Genomic DNA, 26744 nt, shown 5'->3' on the forward strand with positions numbered 1-26744 from the left:
AAGCAGGCCGGGAGCGCCATCGGCTTGAGCACTTCGGTGCCGGGTGGGACGATGCGTGGATGAGCCAGTCGCCCGCCCCCGACATCGCGCTGCGCGATCTCGCCCGCCTGCGCCGCGTGCGCGACCGCATCGATCGCGAGTACGCCCAGCCGCTGGACGTGGACGCACTGGCGCGGGGCATCGGCATGTCGTCCGGGCATCTGAGTCGGCAGTTCAAGCTGGCCTTCGGCGAGTCTCCGTACAGCTACCTGATGACGCGCCGGATCGAGCGGGCGATGGCGCTGCTGCGGCGAGGCGACCTCAGCGTCACCGAAGTCTGCTTCACGGTGGGCTGCGCCTCGCTGGGCACCTTCAGCACGCGCTTCAGCGAGTTGGTGGGCATGTCACCCAGCGTCTATCGGCGTGAGGCGGCGCAGGCGACGGCAGGCCTGCCCTCGTGCGTGGCGCGGCAGGTGACGCGACCGATCAGGAATCGAGAAGCGCCCAGCCGCGAGCCCGACCTAGCATGACGGCTCCTTCCACCACCCAGGCGAGCGCCATGGACATCACCATCCACTCCAGTTTCCTGCCACACACCGACCCGGACGCCTCGCTGGCGTTCTACCGCGACACGCTCGGCTTCGAGGTGCGCAAGGATGTCGGCTACAACGGCATGCGCTGGATCACCGTCGGCCCGCCGGATCAGCCCGGCACCTCGATCGTGCTGTTTCCGCCGGCGGCCAGCCCCGGCGTTACCGATGAAGAAAAGCGCACCATCGCCGAGATGATGGCCAAGGGCACCTACGCGATCATGTTGCTGGCCACGCGCGATCTCGATGCCGCGTTCGAGCGCATCGCCGCCAGCGGCGCGGAGATCGTCGAGGAGCCGACCATGCAGCCCTACGGCGTGCGCGACTGCGCCGTGCGCGACCCGGCCGGCAACCTGCTGCGCGTGCAGGAGCAGCGCTGAACGGTGCGGATCGCTTCGCCGCGGCGGTCGGTGCGTGCTTACTGCCGCTCGAAGCGATAGCCGCTGTATTGAAGGGAGTCGGCGGGAGCGGAGGCGTCAGGAAAATAGAAGGTCACCACTTCACCGCCGCCGGTCAGCTCCACGCGCATCTGGTTCGTTGCCGCGTCGTAGATGTCGGCGCGACTGCGCGCGGCACCGCTGGTCACGTTGAGCTGGCCGGCGATGAGGCGCCAGGTCAGCGTGCCCATCTGCGCGTTGGTGTAGCGCCCGGCATATGCGGCCAAGGGATGCGCCAGCGGTTGTTGCTGGCGGGCGCGCTCGATCGCCCGTTGCTTGCGCAGATGCTCGGCGTAGCGCGCCTTGCGCCGTTCGCCCTGCTGCAGTGCCGCCGCATAGCGCGTGTCGGCTACATCGGGCGTAGCGGCCAGGCGGTCGTAGATGTAGTCGGCGAGGTCATCGATGGCGAACGGCTCGGCCAGGCCGTTGCTCAGTATCACCACGCCCAGGCCGCGCTCGGGCATGAACGACACGTGCGAGCGATAGCCGGGGAAACTGCCGAAGCGGTGTACCAGCGTCTGCCCCTGGTAGGTGCCCAGATCCCAGCCGTAGCCCCAGCCGTAGCGGTGGTACGGGCCGAAGTCGTGGTCCTGCTCGGCGTGCTTGGCGTAGGAGGAGGCGAGCACGCCGGCGGGAAACACCCGATGGCCGTCCAGACGGCCATCGCTGACCTGTGCCGCCACGAACTGGGCCAGGTCGCGCGCGGTGCTGAAGTAGCCGCCGGCGGCATGCAGGTTGTTGTCCACCTTGCCGAGCCGGATGCGTCGGAAGCCAGCACCGGTCGCCTCGTGCGGCAAGGCGATGCGCCCGGGCGCGAGCGTGGACAGGCGCGCAGTCGTCTCGGTCATGCCCAGCGTGGCCAGCACATCGGCCCGTACTACGGCTTTCCAGCCGTCGGTGGTGGCCGGTGCGAGCACCATGCCGAGCAGGTTGTAGGGCAGGTTGCGGTAGTCGAAGCGGCGCCCGGCGGGCGACGGTCCGCACTGCGCCATCAGCGCCATCAGGCCCGATGGGGTGAAGACACCGGTGTAGGCGGTGCGGAACACCACCGGCAGGCATGCGTCGATGCCATCGGTCATGCTGAGCAGATCGCGCACGCTGATGGCATCGGCCCGCAGTGGGGACTTGAAGGCGAGATCGGGCAGGTAGCGGCTGATCGGCGCATCCAGCTGCAACGCGCCGCGCGAAGCCTGCAGCAGCACCGCGGTGGCGGTGAGTGCCTTGGTGGTGGACGCGATGTAGAAGCGGGTGTGGTCGTCGACGCGACGTCCGCGGTCGGTATCGGCGACGCCAAAGCTGCCCACGTAGACGACCCGCTCGCCACGCGTCACGGCGATGCTCATACCGGCGACGAAGCCCGCATCGACGAGGTGCTGGGCGCGATGGCGGACCTCGCTCTGCCAGGCGCGGTCGGCAGGCAACCCCTGCACGATCGCCGCCGGCGCAGCCGCACCGGAAGAGCGCGACGATGGTGCATGGGCGAGACCCGGCGTGGGCGTGGCGAGGGCGGCCAGCAGGCCGATGAGGGGCAGAGCTTGAACAGGGCGCATGACGTGCCTTTGCTTTCGTGCGGCGCCTGGCATCCGGGGCCTGCGCCGGTAGGGCGGCAGGGCGTGCGCGCGGATACGCAGGCGATGGATCCGCACAGTCACGATGGATACCTTCGGCGACGCGACGGTTGCGTTCGTCGCCAACGGCACCGCGGCGTGCTGAGATCGGCCGCATCCAGCAGCGCCCGGCATGGCAGAAATCCCACAGGAGAGTCACTCGCATGAACAAGAGCAGCACCGGCGCGGACGCGACAGGCGATACCCCTTCGGCACGTATCGATGCCCGGATTCGTGAACTCGGCGACTGGCGCGGCAACGCGCTCGCGCAGATCCGTTCGCTGATCCGGCAGGCCGTGCCGGGCGTGGTCGAGGAATGGAAGTGGCGCGGCGTGCCGGTGTGGTACAGCGACGGCATGCTCTGCACCGGCGAGACCTACAAGGCCAGCGTGAAGGTGACCTTCGCCCACGGCGCCGAGCTGGATGATCCGCGTGGGTTGTTCAACGCCAGCCTGGACGGCAACACCCGCCGCGCCATCGATTTCCGCGAGGGTGAGGCCATCGACCAGCCAGCCTTGCTGGCGTTGATCCGCGCGGCGGCCGCGCGCAATGCAGCGAGCCAGCCGCCGCGGAAGAAAAAATCGACGTGAGCGGCGGGCGGCGCGCGCTCCCGTCCATCAGCCGAACAGGTGCGCGCCCCAGGTGGCCAGCGTGCGGTCGTAGCCCAGCGCGATGGAGGCCGTGGCGAGCGTGTCGTAGACCAGGTGCAGGGCGATGCCGTACCACAGGCAGTAATCGCTGAGCACGTAGATCAATGCCAGCACGCCACCGAGGATGCCGGTGAGTATCCAGCCGGCGAGCCCCTGATAGCCATGCGCGAGGCCGAACACGATGCATGACGTCACCACGGCTGCGGCCGTGGCGATGCGGGAGCCGCCCAGCGCCATGCGCAGGCGGCCGAGCACAATGCCGCGGAACACCACCTCTTCGCAAAAGCCCGCCGAGACCCACACGATCGGCAGCATGGCGAACAGCGCGTGCCAGTTGCCACGCAGATGGTCGAACATGCTCAAGTCGCGGCGCTGGCCGGTGATGTGCTCGATCATCGGCGTTAGCACCACTTTCACCAGCAGCAACTGCACGAGGCCGGCGACCAGGCCAAACAGCACCACCCGGCGCCAGTCGACCCGCTTGCGCAGTCCCAGCGCCACATGCCAACGACGCGGCTCCAGCCAGCCGGCCAGCAGCGCGATACCCGCGCCCCACATCGATCCCCAGCCGGGTCCGTTCCATACCGCGGCGAGCACGACGCCGATCACGCCCAGCTGCCAGGCCAGGAAGGGCCATGGGCGCGACGAGGCCGGAAAGGAAGCGGTGCTTGCGCGCATGGGTGAATGCCGGGGCTTGAGGATGCGGCACTATCGGCGCCGCACCAGGCGCTCGCGCGTGCCGGTGGTCACAGCCGGTGGCGCAAGAAAAAGCGCCTGACTGCCGTGACTTACCCATGCCTCCACCCATGCAGCCCATCGCCGCGCGTCGGTGCGCGCATCGACACCGGCGCGCTAGCGTGCCGGCTTCGCGTTCAGGCGCAGGGCATGCACGCGGCAGATGTCGATGGCGGCGAGCCGTTCGACCCGCTGGTTGCGGAACGTGACGCGCAAATCGCGCAGGCATTGGCCGGGCGGCACGCGGAAAGTGGTGGCGGTCAAGCCGCCCTGCAGGGGCTGGCCGAGCGCGATGCGCTGGAACGCCTCGCTGCCGGCGGGGGCGACGGCCACGGCGGTCACGCTGTCGAACGTGGCGTTCACCAGCTGGAGGTACGGCCCGGGCGCGGTCGCGGTATCGCCACGTGGCGTGCTGGCGGCGCAGGCGGCGGTGAGTGTGGCGACGAGGGCGAGGGAACAGATGGCGGCGCGTGGCAGGGTCACGATGGCTCTCCGGCAAGGGGGAAGCGGGTCGCGCACCGGGCGCTCCGCGTGGCCATCTGGCCGCGGGAGCCGGGCGCGGCGGAAGCGCGGCGGGACGAATCGTCGTGACGGCGTGACCAATCGCAGCAGTGCGGCGCTTTGCTTTCCAGCGGCCGCGGGCTGCGCCTAGGATGCAGCCAGCTCCCCACTGGACACGCTCGATGAGGGTTCGCCTGGGCAATACGGACATCGGCATGGGCCGGTACCTCGGCCTGTGGGGCGTGGTGGCGGTGGTGTTCGCCGTGCAGGGCTATCTGCGCGACGATCTGGGCGGCCACACCTGGTCGGCGATCGACTACCTGCGCTGGTCGGCGATCCAGTGGTACACCTGGGCTGCGCTGGCACCGCTGGTGTTCCGGCTGGCCGCCAGCTATCCCTTGCGTCTGCCCCTGCGCCTGCGCGAACTGGGCATGCCGTTGCTGGCCAGCGTGGGTGTCACCGCGGTGGCGCTGCTGATCGGCGCCATGGTGTCGACAGTGTTCGAGCCCAGTGGATTTGGCGAGCAGTGGCGCCAGTTCGTGGGCCAGCACGCAGCCACCGGAATGTTGACCTGCTGGGCGCTGTTCGTGATCCAGCAGGCGATGCAGTTTCGCGAAGAGACCACGCGCCGCGAACTGGAGGCCAGTCGACTGGCTTCGGAGCTGGCGCAATCGCGGCTGCAGGTGCTGCGCACGCAGCTGCAGCCGCATTTCCTGTTCAACACCATGCACGCCATCGCAACGCTCCTGCACGAAGACGTGCCGTCGGCCGAAGACATGCTGCTGCGCCTCAGCGACCTGTTGCGCGCGTTCCTGGAAGACTGCGAAGGGCAGGAGATCACGCTGCGGCAGGAGCTGGTGCTGCTCGATCTGTACCTCGGCATCCAGCGCATCCGCTTCAAGGACCGCCTGGGCACGCGCATCTATCTCGCCCCGGACACGCTGCGCTGCGCGGTGCCCAGCCTGATCCTGCAGCCGATCGTGGAGAACGCGATACGCCACGGCATCGGCGAGCGTCTGGGCAGCGATTGCATCGAGATCGAAAGCCGCCGCGAGGGTGCCGAGCTGTGCATCGAGGTGCGCAACCGCAACAGTGTGCTGGAGCCGGGCGACTCGCCGTCGTCAGGCCACGGCATCGGTTTGTCGAACACCGCGCTCCGCCTGCGCGAGCTGTACGGCGACCTGGCCGAGGTGCGCCTGGACATGCTCTGGCCGCAGGGCGTGGCCTGTCGCCTGCGCCTGCCGCTGCGCGAGATGGAGGAACTGGACGATGCGCCGGAGGTGGCTGCGTGAAGCTGGCCGTGCTGGTGGTGGACGACGAGCCGCTGGCGCGGCAGGCGATCGTGCGGCTGCTGCGCGACGACCCGGAGGTGGCGCAGCTGGACGAATGCGGCGACGGCATCGCCGCCGTGCAGGCGATCCGTCGCCGCTCACCGGATCTGGTCTTTCTCGACATCCAGATGCCGGCGATGACCGGCATGGACGTGGTAGCGGCGATCGGCGTGGAGCAGATGCCGGCCACCGTGTTCGTCACGGCCTACGAGCAGTACGCGGTGCGCGCGTTCGAAGCGCATGCGGTGGATTACCTGGTCAAGCCGTTCGGTCGCGAGCGCTTCGCCCATGCCCTGGCGCGGGCCAAGGCACGCCTGGCCGGTGGCGCCGGAGCGGCCGCCTCCGCCCGGATCATGCAGGCGCTGGACGCGCTGCGTCGGCGCGACGACTACCTCGAGCGCATCCCGGTTCGCGAGGGCGAGCAGGTGGTGTTCGTCGACGTCGAGGACATCGTCTGGATCAAGGCCAGCCGCAACACCGTGCTGATTCACCTGGCCGATCGCGTGCATGAGCTGCGCGAGACGATGGCGACGCTGGCTGAGCGGCTCGATCCGCGGCGCTTCGCCCGCGTGCACCGCTCGGCCATCATCAACGTGCGTCGCGTTGAGGCGGTCCACCCGTGGTTCAACGGCTATCACGTGGTCACCATGGATACCGGACAGAAGCTGCGCATGAGCCGCTACCAGCACGAGGTGTTCCTACGGCTGGTATCGCTGTCGCGCGAGGCGCCCACCGACTGAGCCGCGCCCGGCGGGTCCAGACGATGCTAATTTGCGCGCTTTCCCATCGGCCTGCCGGAGTTCCTCATGTCCCTTGCCTCTTCTTCCGCCCGGGCGACTCTCGTCCGTCGCAAGTCTCTGCGCCTGGCCGTGGCCATCTCGATGGCGCTGGCGGCCGCTGCCGTCAGTGCGCAGCCGGCCTGGACGGACAGCGTGCCCGCCCCGCAGGACACGGCGTATTCGGGCACGGTGACGCTGCAGGTGGACGCCAGCGATACGGCGCAGGGCATCTTCCGTGTGCGCGAGTCGATCCCGGTGCAGGCGGGCGCGCTCACGTTGCTGTACCCGCAGTGGATTCCCGGCGACCACTCGCCCACCGGGCCGATCGCCATGCTCGCCGGGCTGCGGTTGAGCGCCAACGGCCAGCCGCTGAAGTGGACGCGCGACAAGTACAACGTCTACGCCTTTCATCTCGATGTGCCGGCCGGCGTGTCGACCGTCGAGGCGCAGTTCCAGTATCTCTCGCCGCGCGACGGCGGCTACGAGATCACCGACCGCATGATGGACATGGAGTGGAGCAAGCTGGCGCTGTATCCGGCCGGCCACTACACCCGCGGCATCACCTTCGCGCCCAGCCTCACACTGCCGCACGGTTGGCAGTTCGGCACGGCGCTGGAGACTGCCTCCACCGCAGGCGACACCACCACCTTCAAGCCGGTGACGTTCAACAACCTGGTCGATTCGCCGGTGTATGCGGGCCAGTACTTCAAACGCGTGGACCTCACCCCGAAGGGCGGCGCGCCGGTGCACCTGGACATCGTGGCCGATGCGCCGAAGTACCTTCAGATCACGCCCGCGCAGCTGCAGGCGCACCGCAACCTCGCCGCGCAGGCGACCACGCTGTTCGGCTCGCATCACTACGACCACTACGACTTCCTGTTCTCGCTGTCCGACCAGCTCGGCGGCAACGGCACCGAGCATCACCAGTCCAGCGAGAACGGCCTGGGCGCGGACTACTTCACCGCCTGGGAGGACAACGCACCGGGCCGCGACCTCCTCGCGCACGAGTACACCCATTCGTGGAACGGCAAGTTCCGCCGCCCGGCCGACCTGTGGACGCCGAACTTCAACGTGCCGATGGGTGATTCGCTGCTGTGGGTGTACGAGGGTCAGACGCAGTATTGGGGCTTCGTGCTCACGGCGCGCGCCGGCCTGTGGACGCCCGAGCAGTTCCGCGACGCGCTGGCGATGACGGCGGCCAACTACGACCGCAACCGCGAAGGCTTCGCCTGGCGCACCATCACCGACACCACCAACGATCCCACCGCCGCGCGTCGCTCAGGCCTGCCATACCGCAGCTGGCAGATGAGCGAGGAGTACTACAGCGCCGGCCAGATGGTGTGGCTGGCGGTTGACGCGAAGCTGCGCGAGCTCACCCATGACCACAAGTCGCTGGACGAATTCGCCCGCGCCTTCTTCGGCGTCGACAACGGCAGCTACGTGACCAGGACCTACACGTTCGACGACGTGGTGGCGGCGCTGGACGGCGTGGCGAAGTACGACTGGGCCAGCTACCTGCACGCGCGCGTCGATGCGCTCGATCCGCCGCTGCTGGACGGCCTGGCCGGCAGCGGCTGGAAGCTGGTCTACACCGATCAGCCAAGCGCCTACGAGAAGCAGTACAACAGCCGGCCGCAGTCCTCTCGCCACCTGTACAACTTCAGCTGGTCGATCGGCCTGACCATGGCGGGGAAGGGCGTGGTCAACGACGTGCGCTGGGACGGCCCGGCGTTCAAGGCCGGGGTGAGCACCGGCGCCACCGTCGTGGCGGTGAACGGGCAGGATTACAGCGACGACGTGCTGAAGAACGCGATCACCGCGGCTAAGTCGGACAAGGCGCCGATCCGCCTGCTGCTGAAGTTTCAGGGCGGCTACCGCACGGTGTCGGTGGACTACCACGGCGGCCTGCAGTACCCGCATCTGGTCCGCGTGCCGGGCACGCCGGACTACCTCAGCGAGATCATCGCCGCGCGCAAGTGATGGCGATGCGGCCCGCGACCTGAGTGCCCATGGCCGCGCCAGTTGATCTCGATCAGCTGGTGCGGCGGTGGCGGCAGGAGACTATGCTCCCGGTCGGCATGGGGATGTCGGCCCATACGCAGTTGCTCCACAGGACGGAGCGGGAGGCGGCGGTCATGCGTAGTGGATGGCGCGGTGCGTTCGTCATGGGGTTGGAAGTGGTCGCACTCGGCATGGGCATCGCCTGGGCCGGCGGCGGCTTGATCACGTTCAGCGGAGCGGTGGTCAATCCCACCTGTCAGGTGGCGGTGCCGGGGTTGCCCGAGGTGCGGCCCGATGCGACGCCGGTGCACGGCGTATGCCGCGCGGCGTCTTCGTCCGCCGATCCGGCGCCGTTCGAGCGCGTGGTGGTGCGGCTTTCCGATCACGAGCGCATGCCGCTGCTTTCCCACTTCAGCGACATGGCGGCAGCGGCCTCGTCCACCGGTGAGCGCCCGCTGCTGGTGGTGCAGACCTACGAGTAGCGCGCCGGCGACGGTTCGGGTGCGCTAACTTGGGCGTTCGTTCCGGCTTGCGCCGGTGCCGCTCACTGCTCGAGGCTGCTTGCATGAAGTGCTGGTTGTTCGCGTTACCGCTGGCCGCGTTGGCCCTGTCGTCATGCAGTACGTCGGCGCCGCGGCCGGGGCCGGAGCCGATCAATCCGCTGTACACCGCGCCGCCGGCGACGCTCGACAGCGAGCAGGTCGCCGCCCTGCAGCAACAGCTGTCGGACTGGCCACAGCTCGGACGCTACCGCGAGGAGAACGCGAAGCTGGCGCCGCCAGCGCCTGGCGAGCGCCGCGTGGTGTTCTACGGCGACTCCATCACCGATGCGTGGGGACGCGCTGCGGGTACCACGTTCTTTCCGGGCAAGCCGTACGTCAACCGCGGCATCTCCGGCCAGACCACGGCGCAGATGCTGGTTCGCTTTCGCCAGGATGTCATCGGCCTGCGCCCTGCGGCGGTGGTAATCCTCGCCGGCACCAACGACATCGCCGGCAATACGGGGCTGGCCACGCCGGAGATGATCGAGGACAACTTCCGTTCCATGACCGCGCTGGCGCACTCCGCGGGCATCCGGGTGATCCTCGCTTCGGTATTGCCCACCACGGACTATCCGTGGCACCCCGGCCTTCAGCCGTCTGGCAAGATCCGCGCGCTCAACGCCTGGCTGAAGTCGTACGCGGCGTCGCACGGCGCCACCTATCTTGACTACTACGACGCCTTGGTCAACGCGCAGGGTGGGATGGATACGCGGCTCGCCCGCGATGGCGTCCATCCGACGCCAGCAGGCTACGCCATCATGACGCCGCTGGCACAGCAGGCGATCGACCAGGCGCTGGATGCGCCAGACGCCGGCACGGGCAAGTGACTAGGCAAGGCACGACCAACGGCACGTTTCGTGATGAGCGCGCGCGGGCATAGTGCGCGCACCCATTCTGGAATTTCGACCATGCGTGTACTGCCTGTCGCCCTGGCCCTGATCGCAGGACTGCTGATGTCGCCAGCGGCCGTGCGTGCGGAGCCGACGCGGCATGACTCGGTGATCGATGGCGTGCGGCTCACCTACTGGACGTCGCGTGCGATCCGGCCCGGCGACGTGCCGGTGCTCTTCCTGCATGGCGGCCCGGGCTACAACTCCTACAGCTTTCGCATGACGGCGGGCAAAGTGCTCGACGCGCGATATCCCATGGTCTATCTGGACGAGCGCGGTAGCGGCGAGAGCGAGCGGCCGTGGCGTGGCGACTACACGTTGCCGACAATGATCGAGGACATCGAAGGCCTGCGCCGTGTGCTGGGCGTGCAGCGGATGGTGGTGGCCGGGCACAGCTTCGGCGGCACGCTGGCGGTCGACTACGCGCAAGCCTATCCGCAGCACGTGGCCAAGCTGGTGCTGATCGACGCCGCGGTGGATCTGCCCGGCGCCATGGAAGCCTGGGTGGACACGCTGCGGGAACATTTTCCGAAGGCCTACGCGGCGGCCGAACAGTCCGAGGCGGGCAAGGCCCTGCGTGCGGTGCCCGTGGGCGATCGCTGCGCGTTGGCGCGGGCGCGCATGGCCTTCGTCGGCGCCGGTACGGCGACGCTCGCCGACAGCCGCGTCTTTCACGACTATCAGCAGTTCCACGTGATGTCCGCCAAGTCCGAGCAGGAGCGCCTGGACGCGCAAAGCGGCCTGCGTAACACGGGCGAGATCGGTGGGGCGCTGATGGCGCCGCAGTCGAGCTTCATCTGCTACACGGTGACCCGGCCCGAGCGCCTGCGCATGCCGACGCTGATTGTGGTCGGCGCGCACGATAGTGCGGTCGGCGTGGCACCGCAGCGGGCACTGGCCGCGAAGCTTCCGCAAGCCACCCTGGTGGTGCTGCCGGACAGTGCGCACTTCCCCTATCAGGAGCAGCCCGAAGCGTTTCAGCGTGCCGTCGATGCGTTCCTCGGGCCGGGCGGAACCACACCTAAGGCGCGGTAAGCCCAACGTCGATGATGATGCGGCCACGAGCGGAGCGCGGTGCCCGTCTGCGCTGAGTCAGAGGCCGTCATCGCGCGCCAGTGAGGCGCGGGCACTCCGTCGTTGTGCCCGCGTCGGCTGGGTCTCCGGCATGGTCAGCAAGACCGGCAGCACCGCCAGCGCGACCGCGGCGATCATGGCGCCGGGCACGGCGACCCAGCCGGTGCGCTGCACCAGCAGTTCGGCGAGGAAGGGCGTGAGTCCGCCGAACAGCGCCGTGGCCACCGTCACTCCCAGCGCCAGGCCGCTCAGCCGCCCCTCGCCGGGGAACTGTTCGGCCGTCGCGGGCGCGCCCACTGCGCTCACGCCGCCGGCCAGACATGCCAGCACGATCGCGCCGATGGCGATGAATCCCTCGCCACCGCCACCGGCCATCAAGCCGAACATCGACAGCGGCAGCAGCATGGCCGCCACGCCCAGCCCGATCAGCACCGGCTTGCGCCCCACCCGGTCCGACAGCGCGCCGGCAAGCGGGGTGACCACGATGACCGCCACCGCCGCCATCGTCGAAAGACCCAGCGAGCGACCCTCGGCGACGATGCCCGAACCGCTGAGGAACGCCGGCACATAGGTGATGCCGACGTAGTAAGTGATCGACCCCAGCGCCGAGATGGCGAACGTCCGCAGCAACGCCGAGCGGTGGTGGGAAAGCGTATGCCGCAGCGGCGAATCCGGCACCGTGCGCTGTGCCTGCTGACGCAGGAATTCGGGCGATTCCTGCATGGTGGAGCGCGCTATCCACACGCTGCCGGCCAGCGCCGCGCCAATGAAGAACGGAATGCGCCAGCCCCAGGCCGCGAGCTGCGCCTCGCTCATCAAGCCCACCGTGAGTGCCGCCACGACCACCGCCAGCAGCGCACCGACTTCGCTCGCGGCCGAGGCCAGCGAGGTGATCAGCCCGCGTCGCTCGGCCCGTGCGCCCTCCAGCAGGTAGGCGACCACGCCGGTGTATTCGCCGCCCACCGAGAACGCCATGAAGCAGCGCAACACCAGCAGCAGGCCGCCGGCCACCGGGCCGATCGCCGCGTAATCAGGCAGCAGCGCGGTAGCGAGCATCGCCAGCGTCATCAGCATCATCGACAGCAGCAGCGTGCGCTGGCGCCCCAGCCGATCACCGATGTGGCCAAACACCATCGCCCCCAGCGGACGCATCGCATACGACACCGCAAACCCCGCCAGCGTGGCCAACAGCGACTGGCTGTCGCCGCCGAAGAACACGCGCGACAGCACCGTGGCGAAATACAGGTACAGCGTGAAGTCGTACCACTCCACCACCGTCGACAGCGCCGCCACCACCATGGAGGCGCGCGAGATCTCGGCGGGATGCGACGTGCCGGGCGTACTCATGCAGGCAAGTTACCGGGAGGCGAGGGATCGACCGATGGTAGCGCTTTGCTCGATGGCCCCGGCCCACCGCGTCGAGCGCGCCGCACTTGCCACGCGTCGATGCCTGCGACGGGGCGTCACCACTGCACGGGCAAGTGGCTGCTAACGCGGCGAAATCGCCTTGACGAAATCCACGAACGCCCGTAGTGGGGCGGGCAGGTGCTTGCGGCCGGGGTAGTAGAGATACGGGCCGCTGAAGGGTTGCCACCAGGGCTTGAGTACGGGCACGAGCGCGCCGCTGTCGAAGTGCGGCTGCAACCAGGCTTCGAACAGGTGGATGATGCCGAGCCCGTCGAGCGCCGCCTGAAGCTTCAGGTCCACGCCGCCGCCCAGCCGCACGAGCAACGGACCATCCGGGTCCACGCGCACGATCTCGCCGTTGCGTTCGAACTCCCAGGCAGGGATGTGGCCGCTGGCGAACTGCCCGCGCAGGCAGGTGTGTTCGAGCAGGTCCCTGGGATGCCGAGGCCGGCCGTGTTCGGCCAGATACGCCGGCGAGGCGGCGGTGGCCATGCGTTGCACGCGCGGGCCGATCGGCACTGCCACCATGTCCTTCTCCAGCCGCTCGTCGTAGCGCACGCCGGCGTCGCAGCCGGCGGCGAGCAGGTCGACGAAGCTCTCCTCGACGATGACTTCCAGCCGGATCTCCGGGTACGCCTTCAGGAACGGCGTGACGATCGCCGGCAGCACCAGCCGCGCCACCGTTGCCGGCACGTTGAGCTTGAGCGTGCCGGCGGGGCGGTCGCGGTAGTGGTTGACCACGTCGAGCGCTGCTTCCACTTCCCCCAGTGCAGGGGCCAGCCGTTCGGCCAGCCGCGCGCCGGCTTCGGTGGCGACCACGCTGCGCGTGGTGCGGTGGAGCAGCCGCACGCCCATGCGCGACTCCAGCCGGCGCACGCTCTCGCTCAGCCGCGAGGCGGAGCTGCCACTGGCGCGCGCGCCCTCGCGGAAGCCGCCGGCACGCAGCACGGCGAGGAAGGCGAAGAGGTCGCGAAGCTCGGTGTCCATTGTGCGCAAATCCGTACGGGTTGTGCCGATTGTGCCGGATTATCAGAACGGCAGTGCGCGCCTAGAGTGGCGGCCAACGCGGTATTCCCGCCGCATCGGCAACGGAGCACAGCATGACTACGCAAGTGAACGCAGGCCGCTTCACCCTCGGGCATCGCCCCGTGAACCGCATGGGCTACGGCGCCATGCAGCTGGCCGGGCCGGGCGTGTTCGGACCGCCGAAGGACCGCGACGGCGCACTGGCTGTGCTGCGCGAGGCGGTGGCCAGTGGCGTGGACCACATCGACACCAGCGACTTCTACGGCCCGCACGTGACCAACCAGCTGATCCGCGAAGCGCTGCATCCGTATCCGGATCAGCTGACCATCGTGACCAAGGTCGGCGCGACGCGCGGGGCGGATGCGTCATGGAACGCTGCGCAAAGGCCTGCCGACTTGACCTCAGCCGTGCACGACAACCTGCGCAACCTGGGCGTGGAGCGCCTCGACGTGGTGAACCTGCGCATCATGGGCGACGTGCACCGGCCAACCGAACAGTCGATCGAAGTGCAGTTCACCGCGCTGGCGGAACTGCAGCAGCGCGGCCTGATCCGTCACCTGGGCCTGAGCAACGCCACGCTGAACCAGGTGCACGAGGCGCGCGGCATCGCCGAGGTGGTGTGCGTGCAGAACCACTACAACCTGGTGCATCGCGCCGACGACGCGCTGATCGACGCACTGGCGGGGCTTGGCATCGCCTACGTGCCGTTCTTCCCACTGGGCGGGTTCACGCCGCTGCAGTCCGACGCGCTTTCGGCCATCGCCCGACGGCTGGAAGCCACGCCGATGCAGGTGGCGCTGGCCTGGCTGCTGGCGCGCGCGCCGAACATCCTGCTGATTCCCGGCACCTCGTCGCTCGGCCACCTGCGCGAGAACCTCGCGGCGGCATCGCTTGCGCTGGATGCGACGGTGAAGGACGAGCTGGACGCGATCGGTGCTGCCGAGGTGGCGGCGCACTGACAAACGAAACGGCCCGCCCGATGAAGGGTGGGCCGTCTCCGTGCGGGCACCCATGGCAAGGCGCCCGCGACGATGCTTATGGATGCTCTGATTTTGCTCGTCATCCCAGCGGAATCTCGCTGGCGTCCGGCGAGAAAACTGCGCAGAGCCACCGATCTCTCCTTGGGGGGCGGCCGCGAGAATGACGCGGGAAGATGCCTGAGCGTCCGCGGGTGTGAGGTGACGGCGGCGAATGCTCCCGCGCGTTGAAGCATCACGTGCCGTGAACGTACCGGGCGCCGAGACAGTTGCTCCTGCAGGGTCCGCCGCGCCTCATGTAGGAGCCACACCCTGTGGGTGACCGATGTGGCGGCGAGGCGAGATCGGTTCGCGCACAGGGTGCGCTCCTACAGGGCATCGTTGTAGGAGCCCACCCTGTGGGCGACCGGTGCGGCAGAGATGCGAGATTGGGTCGCGCACAGGGTGCGCTCCTTAATGGGGCACCACGCGCCTCTTGCTCCAGCCCCGGCCGGTGCTACCGCCAGCCCGACGATGTCAGTCCTCCGCAAACGCATTCCACCTCGGCGTCATTCCCGCTTTCGCGGGAATGCACTTGGCTCTGATGCAAAGGTCAAGATGGATTCCCGCTTTCGCGGGAATGACGACCTTGGGGATTACGGCCGCGGGAACGACGCCTGGGGTTACGGCGCGCTTTCGAGTCGATGCCCATCACTCGCGAGAGGGAAGCGAAGCGGACGGTCGAGCTCCTTACCGCGCGCCGCCGGCGGCGAACAGGATCTCGCCGTTGAGCCAGTACGAATCGTCCGAGGCCAGAAAGGTGACGATGGACGCGATGTCCTTGGGCTGGCCGATGCGGCCCAGCGGCGTCTTCGCCACGGCGCCCGCCTCGAAGTCCGAGCCGATGAAGCCGGCCGAGTGCGTACCTTCGGTCTCCACCACGCCCGGGTTCACCGCGTTGACGCGGATCTTGCGCGGGCCCAGCTCCTGCGACAGCACGCCGGTGATCGCGTCCACCGCCCCCTTGGTGCCGGTGTAGACGGCGCTGGCCGCCGGCACGATGCGAGTCACCAGTGAGCTGACATTGACGATGCTGCTGCCTTCGCCCATATGCCTGGCCGCCGCCTGGGTGACCAGCAGCAGGCCGAGCACGTTGACGTTGAACTGCTTGTGGTAGTGCTCTTCGGTGATCTGCTCCAGCGCGCCGAACTCGTAGACGCCGGAGTTGTTGACGAGGATGTCGAGACGACCGAAATGCTCGATGGCAGCGTCGGCCAGGGCCTTGGCGTCAGCCGCCTTGGACACGTCGCCTCGCACGGCGACAGCCTTGCCGCCGGCCTTGGCAATCTCCGCCACCACGGCGTCGGCGCCGGCGCGGCTGGAGGCGTAGTTCACGACGACGGCCGCGCCTTCGGCGGCCAGGGCGCGGGCGATGCCGGCGCCGATGCCCTTGGAGGCACCGGTGACCAGGGCGACTTTTCCGGTGAGCTTGCTCATGACGATGTTCCTTGTGTGTGCTGGGAGAGGATGAACGGGTTCTTAAATGCCGTAGTTCGTAACCTATGAACTTAAGAACAAATAATCAAGGGCTGCTAGAATCGCGCCATGCGGCCCTTGACCCATCCCTCGATCGACGACGTCAGCGTGGAGGCGATCCTCCATGCGCTGTCCGATCCGGTGCGGGTGGCGATCTACGCCGAGCTGGCCGATTCGGGCTGCGCGCAGACCTGTTCGACCTTTCTCACGATCAAGGATCGGGATATCCCGAAGTCGACCCTGTCGCAGCACTTTCGCGTGCTGCGCGAGGCCGGGCTGATCCACAGCGAGCGGCAGGGTGTGGAGATGCGCAACACCTCGCGCTGCGCGGAGATCGAGCAGCGTTTCCCCGGCTTGATCGGCGCGATCATGGAAGCGCATCGCGTGCAGTCGGCCGAACGTGCCCGCGCCGCCAGGCGTCGCACCAAGGGCAGCTGAGCGGCTCACCCCGTGGGCCTGCGCTGCCGCTGGCGGTAGCCATCGATGGAGCACACACCGCTGCCGCCGAGCACCAGCGCGAGCAGGGCGGCGAGATAGAGCAGGTCGGTCTCGTAGCCCGGCGGCCCGAACGTGGCGCCCGTTGCCGTCACCGCCAGCAGCTTGATCGAGCTGAAACCGTACGGCCGGTGCACGGTGAACATTGCCACCCCCAGCACCACCGCCATGGGCAGACTGGCCAGCGCGACGAAGGCGCCGAGCAGCACCGCCGCGCCGCCGAGGATCTCTACCGCGATCGTCGCCCAGCCGAGCAGGTGGGGAAACGGCAGCCCCATCGCATGCACGATCGCCGGAAACGCATCCGGACCGCGCAGCAGCTTGGCAACACCGTGCTGCATGAAGCCATAGCCGACGATCAGCCGCAGCGGGATCGGGGCCCAGGGGCGCAGGTCGCGGCAGGACGACATCGTTGAAAACGTGGGCGTGGCCATGACTACCTCTCGCGGGAAGCCAGAACGATGTGCGACGGCTTCGGCGTCGCAGTACCTGCACGCTTCGCCATGGCGCAGGCCGCGGTTACCTGTGCTGCCTCATCGGTGCGCGATGCGCCAGGCCCTTGCGCATCGTTTACCCTTGCCCGTTTCGCCGCCTGCGCCCGAGCCGATGCCACGCCTGCCACGCTTCGAACACCGCGCCGTGCCCATCGTGCTAGCCGCCGTCACCATCGACGTGATCGGCTTCGGCATCGTGATGCCGGTGCTGCCTACCCTGATCACCCAGCTCGGTCACATGGATCTGCCGGCGGCCACGCGCGTGGCCGGCTGGATGCTGGCGATGTTCGCTGCCGCGCAGTTCCTCGCCGGCCCCGTGATGGGGCACCTGGGCGACCGGTTCGGTCGGCGACCGGTGCTGATGGCGGCGATGACCGGCTTTTGCCTGGACTACCTGCTCATGGCGCTGGCGCCGACGCTGGCCTGGTTGTTTGTCGGTCGCGCGCTGGCCGGCGTCGCCGGCGCGACGTTCGGTCCGGCCGGCGCGGTGATTGCCGACGTGACCCCACCGCAGCGGCGCTCGGCGGTGTTCGGCCTGCTCGGCGCGGCGTTCGGCGTGGGCTTCATCATCGGCCCTGCGCTGGGCGGGCTGGTGGCCTCGTTCGGGCCGCGTGCGCCGTTCGTGGTCGCCGCGGCGCTGGCAGCCATCAATGCAGCGACGATGGCGCTGTTCCTGCCCGAGACGCTGGCGCCGGAGCACCGGCGGCCGTTCCGCCTGCGCGACGCGCACGTGATCGGCGCGTTTCGTCCGCTGTTCCACGCCGGCAACGCCACGCCGCTGCTGCTGGCCTGGTTCCTGTGGCAGCTCGGCGGCGTGGTCTACCCGGCCACGTGGTCGTTCTGGGCTTCGTTGCGGTTCGGCTGGAGCGCCACCACGATCGGCTGGAGCCTGGCCTGGGTCGGCCTGCTCTCCATCATCGTGCAACTGGGCCTGACCCGGCGCATCGTGCGGCGCTTCGGCGAACGTGGCGCGGCGATCCTCGGGCTGAGCTGCGCCGGCGCCTGCCTGGTCGCCTATGCGTTCACCACGCATGGCTGGCAGGTCTACGCGTTTTTCCTGGTTGGCGCGCTGGGCGCACTGGTCTATCCGGCGATGAACGGCACGCTGTCGAGGATGGTCGACGCCAGCCGCCAGGGCGCGCTGCAGGGCGGTATCGGCAGCATGAACTCGGTGGCCGCGGCGGGCGGTCCGCTGCTGGCCTCACAGGCGCTGGCCTGGGGTGCCGGCCGCGGCATGGACGGCGCGGCCTTCCTCGTCGCGGCGGTACTGATGTTTTCCGCCATGGCGATCATTGCGCTCGGCGTACCGCGCGAGCCGTACCAGTCGTCGTAGCCGTAGCTAGTGCGGCGCGGCTGCGCCGCGCGTGCCGATCGGCGATGATCGCCTGATTACTCCAGCGACGAGGTGGCAGCCATGAAAGTTCGGCGCGGCGCATGCGCGTTTGCTCTGTGTGTCGGCCTGTTGGCCGGCGCGGTCGCGGCCCGTGGTGCGCCAGGCGAGGCGGCTGCGATCCGCGCCGTGATGGCCGAGCAGCAGGCGGCCTGGAACCGGGGTGACGTCGACGATTTCATGCACGGCTACAAGGACGCGCCGGATACCACCTTCGTCGGCAGCACCGTGCGCAAGGGCTATCGCGCCATCCTCGCCAGCTACCGCGCGCACTATGCGACGAAGGAGCAGATGGGCCGCCTGACCTTCTCCGACATCGATGTGCGCTTGCTGCCGGACGCGGACGGCACGGTGCGCTACGCCGCGGTCACCGGCCGCTTCCACCTCGATCGAACGGCGCACGGCAGCGTCGCCCAGGATGACGGCGTGTACTCGCTGCTGTGGGAAAAGACCGCCGGCGGCTGGAAGATCATTCTCGATCACTCCAGCTGAGCGCCCGTCGCCAGAGTGAGGCCGACGATCAGTCGGCCGCGGGCAGCACCCGCCGGCGGCCGCTCTGCTTGGCCTGGTAGAGCGCAGCGTCCGCGCGATCGAGCGCGCTATCGAGATCGCCGGACACGTCACAGCGCGCGACGCCCGCGGAGAAGCTCTGATCCTGCGGTGTGTGCGACTGCAGGTTCTCCACCAACCCTACTGCCTCAGCTACCGGGACACCGGGCAGCAGCAGGGCGAACTCCTCGCCTCCGTAGCGGGCCAGCACGGCATCGCTCGGCAGGTGTGCCGACCAGGCGAGATAGGCCTCGCGCAGCAGGTTGTCGCCCGCGTGATGGCCATGGGCGTCGTTGTAGGCCTTGAAATGATCGAGATCGAGCAGGGCCAGACTCAACGGCCGCCCCTCCTCGCCGGCGCGCGCCACCGCCGACGCCAGTGCGCGCTTCCACTGGCGACGGTTGGGCGCGCCGGTGAGTTCGTCGTAATGGGAGAGGATGTCCAGTTGCCGCGCCTGCCCCCGCAGTTGCTGCATCAGTCCGTCCATGCGGATCAGCACCAGCGCGGGCAGCAGGATGCCGCCAGCGGCGATCGGAACCCAGTAGGAATAGTCCGGCGCAGCCAGCGACGCCAGCACCAGGGTCACTGCCGGCATCAGCGAGCCGAGAATCAGCGCGAGCAGCCGCACGCGGGGCAACGACGAACCCGGCGCCGCCGGTTCCGGCAGCCACACCTGCACGATGGCCGGATGCGCGATGGCGACCAGCGGAAGGCTGCGGTTGAGGAACCACAGCAGCTTGGGCAGTTCACCCAGTCCGGGCCGGGTGCCCAGCATGTGGACGTTCCAGATCGGATCGCCCAGGGCCGCCATCAGTAGCGCCGCGCCGAGTACGAGGAAGGCCGGATTGCTGCCGCGGCGCGCCGTCGTCTGCGCCACATAGAGCGCGAACAGCAGGATGCTGCCGAACGCATACAGCCCGACCAGTAGCAGTCCGTCGAGCCCGAAGGACACATCGCGCGACGCGGGCACCATGTAGAAGGTAACCACCGGAACAGCCAATCCGGCGGCAAAGATGGTGGCGTCGAGCAAGGCCCCGGTCGAGCGACCGACACGGCGTCCGAGGGCCAGCAAGCCGGCGGCCGCCGGAAAGTACGCCACGGTGTAAAGCAGGTCCGACAGGCCCGCTTTCGCGCCCATGCCGATGATCACCGTCTCCCGGTAATAGACCAGGTCGGCCACCACGTTGCAGGTGATGCCGACCAGCAGCAGACACCAGGCCAGCGGGGCGCGACGCCGCCAGGTCAGATACCAGGCCCCGGCCATCGCGACGGACTCGACCAAGCAGTAGACGGCCCACAGCGTGTTCGGATGTCCGCGCCACGCCGGAAACAACAGTGCGACCGCACCCACCGCCGCGAGCAGCAGCCAGGCTGCGCGGGGAGTGGTGGGGCCGTTGGGTGTTGGGCGGCGTGCTGCCTGGGCGGGCATGTCGGCAATGTAGCCCATGCCAGGCCCCGCCGCCCGCCGCCTGGGCGTCAGGCCTGCGCGCGCCGCGGCAGCTTCCAGCCCGGCCGCACGAAGTGGCAGGTGTAGCCGCTGGGGTAGTGCTGCAGGTAGTCCTGGTGTTCCGGTTCGGCTTCCCAGAAGTCGCCGGCGGGCGCGACCTCGGTAACCACCTTGCCCGGCCACAAGCCAGAGGCCTCGACGTCGGCGATGGTGTCCTCCGCCACGGCCTCCTGCTCGGGGCTGGTGTAGAAGATCGCCGAGCGGTAGCTCATGCCCACGTCGTTGCCCTGGCGATTACGCGTGGTGGGATCGTGGATCTGGAAAAAGAACTCCAGCAGCGCGCGATAGCTGGTGACGGCCGGGTCGAAGATGATCTCGATCGCCTCGGCGTGGGTGCCGTGGTTGCGATAGGTGGCGTTCGGCACGTCGCCGCCGGAGTAGCCCACGCGGGTGGACAGCACGCCCGGCTGGTGGCGCACCAGCTCCTGCATGCCCCAGAAGCAGCCGCCGGCGAGAATGGCGCGTTCGGTCTGGACTGTCATGGCTCGTGCTCCTCAGTGGTTGGCACGGGCGGATATTGGGCGGCCGTGCAGCAAAAGCAATCCGGCGACCTCGTCGGCGGCTGTGTCGGCAGTGCGGTCCGCACGATCCGAATCCGGATCGCCCCATGCAAAGGGGCGACGCCGTATCGACGTCGCCCCTGGGTGGTGCGGGTGCGTGGCCTTGCTGGGCGCAGCGAGGGTGCGATCAGGGTGACTTGTGACCATCCGCGGAGGCGGCGCACTGATCGTGCTCGCAAGCGAAATCCACCTCGGCACCACGTCCCACGGTCAACGGGATGTTCGGCCGCGTATCGACGGTCTGGTCGCCCTTCATCAGCGACACCGTGTAGATGCCCATCGGCAGCGCGCGCAGGTCGTAGCGGCCGTTGTCCTTCACGGTGGTGGTGCGCTTGAGGCCGGAGCTGCTCTTGGCGACCACATGCTGGCCGGCCGGGCCCCAGCCGAAGATGTGCGTACTGGTCGATTGCGCGAAGGCGGCGCTGCCGGCGAGGGTCCCGGCGGCAGCCAGGGCAATGCTGAGGATCAGGCGGGACGTGCGGCGGGGGGAAACGTGGCGGGCGGCCGCGGTGCTGCAGATATCCATGAAACGCTCCTTGTCGGGTGGCGATTGACGTTTGTGACGGACTCTGCAGAACGCAGGATCCGTCGCCGAGTATAGGCATGCTCCGCGCGCAGGCGAACCCCGCGCGGCGCGCCACGTCCATTGCGCCGGGCGAGCAACCATCGGGCCCGTCGGTATCGGCCTCTTGTGGGGATGAGGCCGTCAGCTCACGGCCGGAGCCGGCCCGATGCAGGCACGCTCAATCGAGCGGCCAGGGCAGCTGCTCTTCGCTCGCCTCGTTGCGCTGTTCCGGTGGCGCTTCGTGCACAGAGGCACGGTCGGCGGCGGGCTCGCCGGACGCTCGCCACCAAGGCTGGGCAGGGCGCCGTTCGGACGGCTCCAGGGGTTCACCCAGGCGCGGCAGCAGCAGGTGCGCATGGGCCGAGGCGGCCAGCGAGAGCAGGGTTTCCACCGGCTCGTCCCAAGCGTGGGTGGACAGCGCGAAGGTGCCCCAGTGCACGGGCATCAGCACACCACCGCCGAGCAACTCGTGCGCCTGCAACGCATTGGCCGGGCCCAGATGGATATCGCCCCATGACGGGTGGAACGCGCCGACCTCCAGCATCACCAGGTCGAACGGCCCGAGCCGGTCGCGGATGGCGGCGTACTCGGTGGTGAGGCCGGTGTCGCCGCTGAAGAACACGCGATGGCGTTCGCCTTCGATCACCAGCGACGACCACAGCGTGAGGTTGCGGTCCTTCAGGCCGCGGCCGGAGAAATGCTGCGATGGCGCTGCCGTGATGGTGAGGCCGGTGCCGGGCACGCGATGGCTGTCCCACCACGCCAGCTCGGTGATCCGCTCCGGCGCGATGCCCCAGGCTTCGAGGTGCGCGCCCACGCCGAGCGACGTGATGAAAGGAACGCGCGATTTGGCCAGCGCGCGGATGGTGGGGTAATCCAGATGGTCGTAGTGGTCGTGCGAGATCACCACCGCATCCACCGGCGGCAGTTCACGCAGGGCGATCGGCACGGGCTGGAAGCGCTTCGGTCCCATCAGCGTGAACGGCGAGGCGCGCTGACCCCACACCGGATCGGTGAGCACGCGCCAGCCGTCGATCTCGATCAGCACGGTGGAGTGGCCCAGCCAGGTCGTTCGCAATCCGCTGGCGGGGCGCGCCGACCAGCCCTCGCGTGGGTCGACCGATGGCAGCGGCGCGGCGGGTACGCGGCTGGGATCGCCGCGCAGGAAGTCGCGCAGGCTGGGCCGCGGCGCAGCCGGATCGCGCAGGCCGGGCAGGATCGGGTGCACGTTGCGCAGGCGTTCGCCGTCCCACAGCGGCAGCGAACGCAGTCGTTCGAGACGTTCGCCCTGGGCGGTTTTTCCGAAGGAGCGCATGGGGCCTCGTGCGAGTCGGTGAGGGAAGTCCTAGTGCATGGGTACGGAGCGCGCCACTCGCAAGATGCACGTGTCGAAAGTCGGGGGGCGAGCCACATGCACGGTGCCCATGAACGCGCGATGCTGTGACCACCCTTCCTCAATCGAGAGCCGCCATGCGCCTGCGATCCCTGGTTTCCTCCGCGTTGCTTCCGGTCGTGGCGATGACCCTGGCCGTATCCCAGCCGGCTCACGCCACGGGCAAGACCTCAGCCGAGCACAGGGCGGTTCTCCACGTGATCGACCAGACCTTCGCCGCCATGGCAGCGCACGATGCGGCAGCGATGCGCACCCTGCTGGTGCCGGGCACGGTGTTCTCGGTGCGCAAGCCCGACGGCACGATCAAGATGGAAAGCGACGAGGACTTCCTGCGCGCGCTGGCGACCGGCAAGGGCGAATGGCGCGAGCGCATCTGGTCGCCGCAGGTGCTGATCGACCATGGCCTGGCGCAGGTGTGGGCGCCCTACGACTTCCACCTCGACGGCAAGTTCTCCCACTGCGGCATCGACAGCTTTGCACTGGTGCAGGATGCCGGCGGGCAGTGGCGCATCAGCGCCATCGCCTACAACGTGCAGGTGGAGGGCTGCCCGACCGGTCCGAAGCCCGGCGCGAAAGCCACGGTCAGCCGGCCGGCGATGCATTGATGGCCTCCGATGCCGACTTCGTCGGCTACGTCTGCGAGCAGGCCGGGCTTGGCGACGCCTTGTCGTACCGCAAGATGTTCGGCGAGTACGCGCTGTACCTGGACGGCCGGGTGGTGGCGCTGGTGTGCGACAACATGCTGTTCGTGAAGCCGACTGCGGCCGGTCGCGCCCTGCTTGACACGGTGGAGGAGGCGCCGCCGTATCCCGGCGCCAAGCCCCACTGGCGCATGGACGAGGTGCTCGACGACGGCGAACGGCTCGGCCGCCTGCTCACCGTCACCGCGGCGGCCTGATCGCCGTCAGGACGCGCGGAAAGCCGCGTCGATCAGCGCGCGGGCAATCGCTTCGGCCGGTCCGCTGCGCGCCAGCGGCGCCGCCTCGCCGGCCCACAGATTGACGAAGTCGTCGCTGCCCTGCGGCTCAGTGCGGGAGCGCAGCGGAGCCAGTGCGGTGCCAGCGGTGGGGAAGGCGGGCGCGTCGTCCGACATCGGCCCGAGCTCGCGCATCAGCCGGTTGACGATGCCGCGGGCGGGCCGGCCGGAGAACAGGTTGGTGACCGCCGTCTGCGCGGCCCGCGGCGACTGCAGCACAGCGCGGTGGACCGGGCGCGTGCGTGCCTCGTCGCTGAGCAGGAACGCGGTGCCCAGCTGCACGCCGGCGGCGCCCAGCGCGAGGGCCGCGTGGATGCCACGTGCATCGCCGATGCCGCCGGCGGCAATCACCGGTACGTCGACCGCATCGACCACCTGCGGCAGCAGCGCGAACAATCCCGGCTGCGTCGTCGCATCCGTATCCAGGAACGAGCCGCGGTGGCCGCCGGCTTCCCAACCCTGGGCGATGATCGCGTCGCAGCCGTGTCCGGCCAGCCAGCGCGCCTCGGCCACCGTGGTGGCGCTGCCCAGCACGCGCGCGCCGCAGGCCTTCACCCGATCCAGCAGGGTCGGTGCAGGCAGGCCGAAGTGGAAGCTCACCACCGCCGGACGCAACGCTTCGACCACGGCGCAGACGTCCGCGTCGAACGGACGCCGCTGCGCCGCGCTGGCCTGGGTGTCGCGCGGCAGGCCCAGCGCGTCGTAGTACGGCGCGAGCCGCTCACGCCAGCGCGCGTCGCGCGCGGCATCGGGCGCCGGCTCGGCGTGGCAGAAGAAATTGAGATTAAGCGGCGCCTCGATTGCCGCGCGAAAACGTGCCACCTGCGCGCGCAGCGTGTCGGCGTCGAGCATCGCGCAGGGCAGGGCACCCAGTCCGCCGGCACGGGCCACGGCGATGGCCAGCGCTTCGTCGGCCACGCCGGCCATCGGCGCCAGCAGCAGCGGATGCTCGATGCCGAGCAGTCGGGTCAGGCGGGTATCGGTGGAGGTCATGGGGTGCTCCGTCGGGACGGCCCCCCTATTGTCGCGCCTCCGCACGCACGCAGGTCGATCAGCCGCGCAGACCCAGCGCGGCCCGCGCCTCGGCGAGGAACTGGTCTTCCTGGTCGCGAGCGGGCAGGTTGGAGGCGATCTGTACCAGCGCGCGGTCGATGCTGCCGGGCACGCCGAGTGCTTCGTCGCACAGCAGGGCGGCGATCGGCCCGAGATAGTTGAGGGCGATGCGCTCGATGGTGGCGCGCTGCTCCTCGGAGAGCCCCTGCACGTTGACGTTGACGGCGCCCAGGCGGGGCGCCGCCGGTGTGGCTGCGGCCGTCGCGGCACTCTTTTCGACCCCGCCCATCAGCCAGCTGAGCGACGCTTCGCCCAGTGACACCCGGGCAGCACCCGCCGCGGCCGGATCGGCCTGGAAGCGCGCGCGGCCGGCCGGCACCTTGGCCAGCAGCTGCACCGCCTCGTCGCTGCGGTGGCGGCTGAACACCACGTCCTCGATCTGGCCGCCCACGCTGGCCTGACCGATCGTGTCGCCCTCCTTGCGCAGCAGTCGCATGGCGTTGTGCACGCGTTCGAGCATGATCGAACGGGTCACCGAGAACAGGCTCTGCAGGGCGCTGGTCTGCCGGTCGATGGCGGTGGATGCCTCCGCCCTCACGCGGCTGGCCTCGGTGGTGGCGAGAACCAGCGTGGCCGCGACGACCACGGCGAGCACCAGGGCGAGCACGGGCAGCAGCAGGCGAACCCGCAGCGAGTGACGAAGCATGACATTCCCCCTGAATGTTTGGCTTGCAACGACCGATTGTCCGACTGCCGAGCTGCGCCGGGCAGGACAGCCACCGGCAGCGATGGCCGCTGCCGCAGGTCGGCTCGGCAGTGTAGGTCAAGCTAGCGCATGAACGTTACGGATGGACGTCTATACATCTTTTCGATGGCAATCCGGCGACCGGTTGCGCGCCGAACTGTGCGGTAGTTCACGCTTGCCTGCCTGCCGCGGTGACGGCGGACGCAGTCGCACCCACTGGCCCGTGCATGCCTCTTGGCGTAACGTGCATGGAGGGTCGGTTCGTGGACAATCGCAGACAGGAGTCACCATGCCCAGCACAGTTCGCGTTGTCCTTGCCGCCCTGGCCTGGGGAGTTCTTGCGGTCGCCCACGCCCAGACCGGGCCGACCCTTCCAGGGGTGACGGTGACCGCGCCGTACACCAGGAGCTACGGCGGCTACCTGATCTCCGGAAATTTCAGGGTCGACCCGCGCATGCCGCAGGTGGTGTTTCCGGCCGAGGCGCTGGTGAAGGACGACATCCTCAGCGTGCAGCCGTTGCGGCTGGCGGACAACGAGTACCTGGTGGTGCAGGAGTGCGCCAGCGCGGACTGCCGCATAGCGCACCTGGTGCGGGTGTGGAACGTCGATGGCGCGGTGGGCATGAGCGATGGCAATGGGCCGATCCAGCACGCGCCGAACCGCATCTGGATCAAGCACGAAAACAAGTACTTCATCTGGCTGCAGCGCATGCCCGAGATCGCGCGCGCCTGCGATGCCTGTGCCTTGTGGTTCCAGTCGTTCGAACCGCTCAGCCCGCCGATGACGCTGTACCCGACCGGGCAGGAGGCCGCGGCCAACCGCGCGCTGCTCGAGTCCAGGCCGCCGCAGGCAGTGCCGGTGGTGCAGCAGACGCACGAGGGCTCCACCTTCGTGGTGCGTTTCCAGGGTGGCGCTACGGTGCGCATCCGCCGCATGCACGCGGCGGGCTGAGGCCCGGCCGATCTTTCGCACTCA

28 protein-coding genes and 1 pseudogene are annotated in these 26744 nt (G+C 69.0%); 16 read left to right on the plus strand and 13 right to left on the minus strand.

What is annotated here, in order from left to right; genetic code table 11:
- The first annotated feature begins 59 nt into the window (after positions 1-59).
- Positions 60-509, plus strand: coding sequence for a helix-turn-helix transcriptional regulator (locus tag ACQVBX_RS03255; protein WP_431636475.1), 450 nt, complete (start codon positions 60-62; stop codon positions 507-509).
- Positions 506-949 carry a VOC family protein gene (locus ACQVBX_RS03260; RefSeq protein ID WP_431636476.1) on the plus strand — a complete coding sequence of 148 codons (444 nt, stop codon included), beginning with the start codon at positions 506-508 and terminating at the stop codon, positions 947-949. The genes ACQVBX_RS03255 and ACQVBX_RS03260 overlap by 4 nt, the downstream gene beginning before the upstream one ends.
- Before the next feature lie 38 nt (positions 950-987).
- Here ACQVBX_RS03260 and ACQVBX_RS03265 read toward each other — a convergent pair whose 3' ends face one another.
- Positions 988-2556 carry a serine hydrolase domain-containing protein gene (locus ACQVBX_RS03265; RefSeq protein WP_431636477.1) on the minus strand — a complete coding sequence of 523 codons (1569 nt, stop codon included), beginning with the start codon at positions 2554-2556 and terminating at the stop codon, positions 988-990.
- Between the two features lie 221 nt (positions 2557-2777).
- Here ACQVBX_RS03265 and ACQVBX_RS03270 point away from each other — a divergent pair, with 221 nt between their 5' ends.
- Complete coding sequence (locus tag ACQVBX_RS03270; protein ID WP_431636478.1) at positions 2778-3203, plus strand: DUF1801 domain-containing protein; 426 nt, start codon at positions 2778-2780, stop codon at positions 3201-3203.
- A 27-nt stretch (positions 3204-3230) separates the two neighbouring features.
- Here the strand turns inward: ACQVBX_RS03270 and ACQVBX_RS03275 are convergent, their stop codons facing one another.
- Together ACQVBX_RS03275 and ACQVBX_RS03280 are read right to left on the minus strand one after the other, a co-directional pair.
- Positions 3231-3941, minus strand: coding sequence for a CPBP family intramembrane glutamic endopeptidase (locus ACQVBX_RS03275; RefSeq protein WP_431636479.1), 711 nt, complete (start codon positions 3939-3941; stop codon positions 3231-3233).
- A gap of 174 nt (positions 3942-4115) precedes the next feature.
- Positions 4116-4481: a hypothetical protein gene (locus ACQVBX_RS03280; protein WP_431636480.1), complete on the minus strand. Its 366-nt coding sequence runs from the start codon at positions 4479-4481 to the stop codon at positions 4116-4118.
- Positions 4482-4681: 200 nt separating this feature from the next.
- Here ACQVBX_RS03280 and ACQVBX_RS03285 point away from each other — a divergent pair, with 200 nt between their 5' ends.
- The 6 genes from ACQVBX_RS03285 (at position 4682) to ACQVBX_RS03310 (ending at position 11077) form a co-directional block, all read left to right on the plus strand.
- Positions 4682-5791, plus strand: coding sequence for a sensor histidine kinase (locus ACQVBX_RS03285; RefSeq protein ID WP_431636481.1), 1110 nt, complete (start codon positions 4682-4684; stop codon positions 5789-5791).
- Positions 5788-6570: a LytR/AlgR family response regulator transcription factor gene (locus ACQVBX_RS03290; RefSeq protein ID WP_431636482.1), complete on the plus strand. Its 783-nt coding sequence runs from the start codon at positions 5788-5790 to the stop codon at positions 6568-6570. Before ACQVBX_RS03285 ends, ACQVBX_RS03290 begins: the two co-directional genes overlap by 4 nt.
- 141 nt (positions 6571-6711) lie before the next feature.
- Positions 6712-8589, plus strand: coding sequence for a M61 family metallopeptidase (locus ACQVBX_RS03295; protein ID WP_431638101.1), 1878 nt, complete (start codon positions 6712-6714; stop codon positions 8587-8589).
- Between the two features lie 155 nt (positions 8590-8744).
- Positions 8745-9092: a hypothetical protein gene (locus tag ACQVBX_RS03300; RefSeq protein WP_431636483.1), complete on the plus strand. Its 348-nt coding sequence runs from the start codon at positions 8745-8747 to the stop codon at positions 9090-9092.
- A gap of 83 nt (positions 9093-9175) precedes the next feature.
- Positions 9176-9979: an SGNH/GDSL hydrolase family protein gene (locus tag ACQVBX_RS03305; protein ID WP_431636484.1), complete on the plus strand. Its 804-nt coding sequence runs from the start codon at positions 9176-9178 to the stop codon at positions 9977-9979.
- 81 nt (positions 9980-10060) lie between these two features.
- A complete protein-coding gene (locus ACQVBX_RS03310) occupies positions 10061-11077 on the plus strand; it encodes an alpha/beta fold hydrolase (RefSeq protein WP_431636485.1) in 1017 nt (338 codons plus the stop codon).
- A 57-nt stretch (positions 11078-11134) separates the two neighbouring features.
- On the opposite strand, the gene ACQVBX_RS03315 is transcribed toward ACQVBX_RS03310, so the two are convergent.
- Positions 11135-12463, minus strand: a complete 1329-nt coding sequence (locus ACQVBX_RS03315) for an MFS transporter (RefSeq protein WP_431636486.1) — start codon at positions 12461-12463, stop codon at positions 11135-11137.
- A 141-nt stretch (positions 12464-12604) separates the two neighbouring features.
- The gene (locus tag ACQVBX_RS03320) at positions 12605-13510 is read right to left on the minus strand and encodes a LysR substrate-binding domain-containing protein (RefSeq protein ID WP_431636487.1); all 906 of its coding nucleotides are present in this window, start codon (positions 13508-13510) and stop codon (positions 12605-12607) included.
- 113 nt (positions 13511-13623) lie between these two features.
- Here ACQVBX_RS03320 and ACQVBX_RS03325 point away from each other — a divergent pair, with 113 nt between their 5' ends.
- Positions 13624-14508, plus strand: coding sequence for an aldo/keto reductase family oxidoreductase (locus ACQVBX_RS03325; RefSeq protein ID WP_431636488.1), 885 nt, complete (start codon positions 13624-13626; stop codon positions 14506-14508).
- A gap of 747 nt (positions 14509-15255) precedes the next feature.
- On the opposite strand, the gene ACQVBX_RS03330 is transcribed toward ACQVBX_RS03325, so the two are convergent.
- Positions 15256-16002 (minus strand): glucose 1-dehydrogenase, encoded by a 747-nt coding sequence (locus ACQVBX_RS03330; protein ID WP_431636489.1) that lies wholly within the window; start codon positions 16000-16002, stop codon positions 15256-15258.
- A 108-nt stretch (positions 16003-16110) separates the two neighbouring features.
- Here ACQVBX_RS03330 and ACQVBX_RS03335 point away from each other — a divergent pair, with 108 nt between their 5' ends.
- Complete coding sequence (locus tag ACQVBX_RS03335; RefSeq protein WP_431636490.1) at positions 16111-16479, plus strand: ArsR/SmtB family transcription factor; 369 nt, start codon at positions 16111-16113, stop codon at positions 16477-16479.
- Positions 16480-16484: 5 nt separating this feature from the next.
- Here the strand turns inward: ACQVBX_RS03335 and ACQVBX_RS03340 are convergent, their stop codons facing one another.
- Positions 16485-16970 carry a DoxX family protein gene (locus tag ACQVBX_RS03340; RefSeq protein ID WP_431636491.1) on the minus strand — a complete coding sequence of 162 codons (486 nt, stop codon included), beginning with the start codon at positions 16968-16970 and terminating at the stop codon, positions 16485-16487.
- A gap of 172 nt (positions 16971-17142) precedes the next feature.
- Between ACQVBX_RS03340 and ACQVBX_RS03345 the strand changes: the two genes are divergently transcribed.
- Both ACQVBX_RS03345 and ACQVBX_RS03350 read left to right on the plus strand, forming a co-directional pair.
- Positions 17143-18363, plus strand: coding sequence for an MFS transporter (locus ACQVBX_RS03345; protein WP_431636492.1), 1221 nt, complete (start codon positions 17143-17145; stop codon positions 18361-18363).
- A gap of 81 nt (positions 18364-18444) precedes the next feature.
- The gene (locus ACQVBX_RS03350) at positions 18445-18912 is read left to right on the plus strand and encodes a YybH family protein (protein WP_431636493.1); all 468 of its coding nucleotides are present in this window, start codon (positions 18445-18447) and stop codon (positions 18910-18912) included.
- Positions 18913-18940: 28 nt separating this feature from the next.
- On the opposite strand, the gene ACQVBX_RS03355 is transcribed toward ACQVBX_RS03350, so the two are convergent.
- The 4 genes from ACQVBX_RS03355 to ACQVBX_RS03370 form a co-directional block, all read right to left on the minus strand.
- Positions 18941-20416 carry a GGDEF domain-containing protein gene (locus ACQVBX_RS03355; RefSeq protein ID WP_431636494.1) on the minus strand — a complete coding sequence of 492 codons (1476 nt, stop codon included), beginning with the start codon at positions 20414-20416 and terminating at the stop codon, positions 18941-18943.
- Between the two features lie 29 nt (positions 20417-20445).
- Positions 20446-20958, minus strand: coding sequence for a peptide-methionine (S)-S-oxide reductase MsrA (msrA, locus tag ACQVBX_RS03360; protein ID WP_431636495.1), 513 nt, complete (start codon positions 20956-20958; stop codon positions 20446-20448).
- 205 nt (positions 20959-21163) lie between these two features.
- Positions 21164-21562: a carboxypeptidase-like regulatory domain-containing protein gene (locus ACQVBX_RS03365; protein WP_431636496.1), complete on the minus strand. Its 399-nt coding sequence runs from the start codon at positions 21560-21562 to the stop codon at positions 21164-21166.
- Positions 21563-21779: 217 nt separating this feature from the next.
- On the minus strand, positions 21780-22916 hold the full coding sequence (locus ACQVBX_RS03370; RefSeq protein ID WP_431636497.1) for an MBL fold metallo-hydrolase: 1137 nt from the start codon (positions 22914-22916) through the stop codon (positions 21780-21782).
- A gap of 155 nt (positions 22917-23071) precedes the next feature.
- Here ACQVBX_RS03370 and ACQVBX_RS03375 point away from each other — a divergent pair, with 155 nt between their 5' ends.
- Positions 23072-23599: a nuclear transport factor 2 family protein gene (locus ACQVBX_RS03375; protein WP_431636498.1), complete on the plus strand. Its 528-nt coding sequence runs from the start codon at positions 23072-23074 to the stop codon at positions 23597-23599.
- Positions 23599-23892, plus strand: a complete 294-nt coding sequence (locus ACQVBX_RS03380) for a TfoX/Sxy family protein (RefSeq protein ID WP_431636499.1) — start codon at positions 23599-23601, stop codon at positions 23890-23892. The genes ACQVBX_RS03375 and ACQVBX_RS03380 overlap by 1 nt, the downstream gene beginning before the upstream one ends.
- Before the next feature lie 6 nt (positions 23893-23898).
- On the opposite strand, the gene ACQVBX_RS03385 is transcribed toward ACQVBX_RS03380, so the two are convergent.
- Both ACQVBX_RS03385 and ACQVBX_RS03390 read right to left on the minus strand, forming a co-directional pair.
- Positions 23899-24963: an NAD(P)H-dependent flavin oxidoreductase gene (locus ACQVBX_RS03385; RefSeq protein ID WP_431636500.1), complete on the minus strand. Its 1065-nt coding sequence runs from the start codon at positions 24961-24963 to the stop codon at positions 23899-23901.
- A gap of 496 nt (positions 24964-25459) precedes the next feature.
- Positions 25460-25729 (minus strand): annotated as a pseudogene (locus ACQVBX_RS03390) (Cache 3/Cache 2 fusion domain-containing protein); the annotation flags it as partial.
- A 328-nt stretch (positions 25730-26057) separates the two neighbouring features.
- Here ACQVBX_RS03390 and ACQVBX_RS03395 point away from each other — a divergent pair.
- Entirely contained in the window at positions 26058-26720 is a 663-nt protein-coding gene (locus tag ACQVBX_RS03395) for a hypothetical protein (protein WP_431636501.1), read from the plus strand.
- The last annotated feature ends 24 nt before the right edge of the window (positions 26721-26744 follow it).

This window comes from Dyella thailandensis (genome assembly GCF_050749815.1).
In the GTDB taxonomy this organism is placed as follows: Bacteria; Pseudomonadota; Gammaproteobacteria; order Xanthomonadales; family Rhodanobacteraceae; genus Dyella_A.

Coding starts and splice junctions, on each gene's coding strand:
- ACQVBX_RS03255 (WP_431636475.1), top strand. CDS start 60: ATGAGCCAGTCGCCCGCCCCCGACATCGCGCTGCGCGATCTCGCCCGC.
- ACQVBX_RS03260 (WP_431636476.1), top strand. CDS start 506: ATGACGGCTCCTTCCACCACCCAGGCGAGCGCCATGGACATCACCATC.
- ACQVBX_RS03265 (WP_431636477.1), bottom strand. CDS start 2,556: ATGCGCCCTGTTCAAGCTCTGCCCCTCATCGGCCTGCTGGCCGCCCTC.
- ACQVBX_RS03270 (WP_431636478.1), top strand. CDS start 2,778: ATGAACAAGAGCAGCACCGGCGCGGACGCGACAGGCGATACCCCTTCG.
- ACQVBX_RS03275 (WP_431636479.1), bottom strand. CDS start 3,941: ATGCGCGCAAGCACCGCTTCCTTTCCGGCCTCGTCGCGCCCATGGCCC.
- ACQVBX_RS03285 (WP_431636481.1), top strand. CDS start 4,682: ATGAGGGTTCGCCTGGGCAATACGGACATCGGCATGGGCCGGTACCTC.
- ACQVBX_RS03295 (WP_431638101.1), top strand. CDS start 6,712: ATGGCGCTGGCGGCCGCTGCCGTCAGTGCGCAGCCGGCCTGGACGGAC.
- ACQVBX_RS03300 (WP_431636483.1), top strand. CDS start 8,745: ATGCGTAGTGGATGGCGCGGTGCGTTCGTCATGGGGTTGGAAGTGGTC.
- ACQVBX_RS03305 (WP_431636484.1), top strand. CDS start 9,176: ATGAAGTGCTGGTTGTTCGCGTTACCGCTGGCCGCGTTGGCCCTGTCG.
- ACQVBX_RS03310 (WP_431636485.1), top strand. CDS start 10,061: ATGCGTGTACTGCCTGTCGCCCTGGCCCTGATCGCAGGACTGCTGATG.
- ACQVBX_RS03315 (WP_431636486.1), bottom strand. CDS start 12,463: ATGAGTACGCCCGGCACGTCGCATCCCGCCGAGATCTCGCGCGCCTCC.
- ACQVBX_RS03320 (WP_431636487.1), bottom strand. CDS start 13,510: ATGGACACCGAGCTTCGCGACCTCTTCGCCTTCCTCGCCGTGCTGCGT.
- ACQVBX_RS03325 (WP_431636488.1), top strand. CDS start 13,624: ATGACTACGCAAGTGAACGCAGGCCGCTTCACCCTCGGGCATCGCCCC.
- ACQVBX_RS03330 (WP_431636489.1), bottom strand. CDS start 16,002: ATGAGCAAGCTCACCGGAAAAGTCGCCCTGGTCACCGGTGCCTCCAAG.
- ACQVBX_RS03335 (WP_431636490.1), top strand. CDS start 16,111: ATGCGGCCCTTGACCCATCCCTCGATCGACGACGTCAGCGTGGAGGCG.
- ACQVBX_RS03340 (WP_431636491.1), bottom strand. CDS start 16,970: ATGGCCACGCCCACGTTTTCAACGATGTCGTCCTGCCGCGACCTGCGC.
- ACQVBX_RS03345 (WP_431636492.1), top strand. CDS start 17,143: ATGCCACGCCTGCCACGCTTCGAACACCGCGCCGTGCCCATCGTGCTA.
- ACQVBX_RS03350 (WP_431636493.1), top strand. CDS start 18,445: ATGAAAGTTCGGCGCGGCGCATGCGCGTTTGCTCTGTGTGTCGGCCTG.
- ACQVBX_RS03355 (WP_431636494.1), bottom strand. CDS start 20,416: ATGGGCTACATTGCCGACATGCCCGCCCAGGCAGCACGCCGCCCAACA.
- msrA (WP_431636495.1), bottom strand. CDS start 20,958: ATGACAGTCCAGACCGAACGCGCCATTCTCGCCGGCGGCTGCTTCTGG.
- ACQVBX_RS03365 (WP_431636496.1), bottom strand. CDS start 21,562: ATGGATATCTGCAGCACCGCGGCCGCCCGCCACGTTTCCCCCCGCCGC.
- ACQVBX_RS03370 (WP_431636497.1), bottom strand. CDS start 22,916: ATGCGCTCCTTCGGAAAAACCGCCCAGGGCGAACGTCTCGAACGACTG.
- ACQVBX_RS03375 (WP_431636498.1), top strand. CDS start 23,072: ATGCGCCTGCGATCCCTGGTTTCCTCCGCGTTGCTTCCGGTCGTGGCG.
- ACQVBX_RS03380 (WP_431636499.1), top strand. CDS start 23,599: ATGGCCTCCGATGCCGACTTCGTCGGCTACGTCTGCGAGCAGGCCGGG.
- ACQVBX_RS03385 (WP_431636500.1), bottom strand. CDS start 24,963: ATGACCTCCACCGATACCCGCCTGACCCGACTGCTCGGCATCGAGCAT.
- ACQVBX_RS03395 (WP_431636501.1), top strand. CDS start 26,058: ATGCCCAGCACAGTTCGCGTTGTCCTTGCCGCCCTGGCCTGGGGAGTT.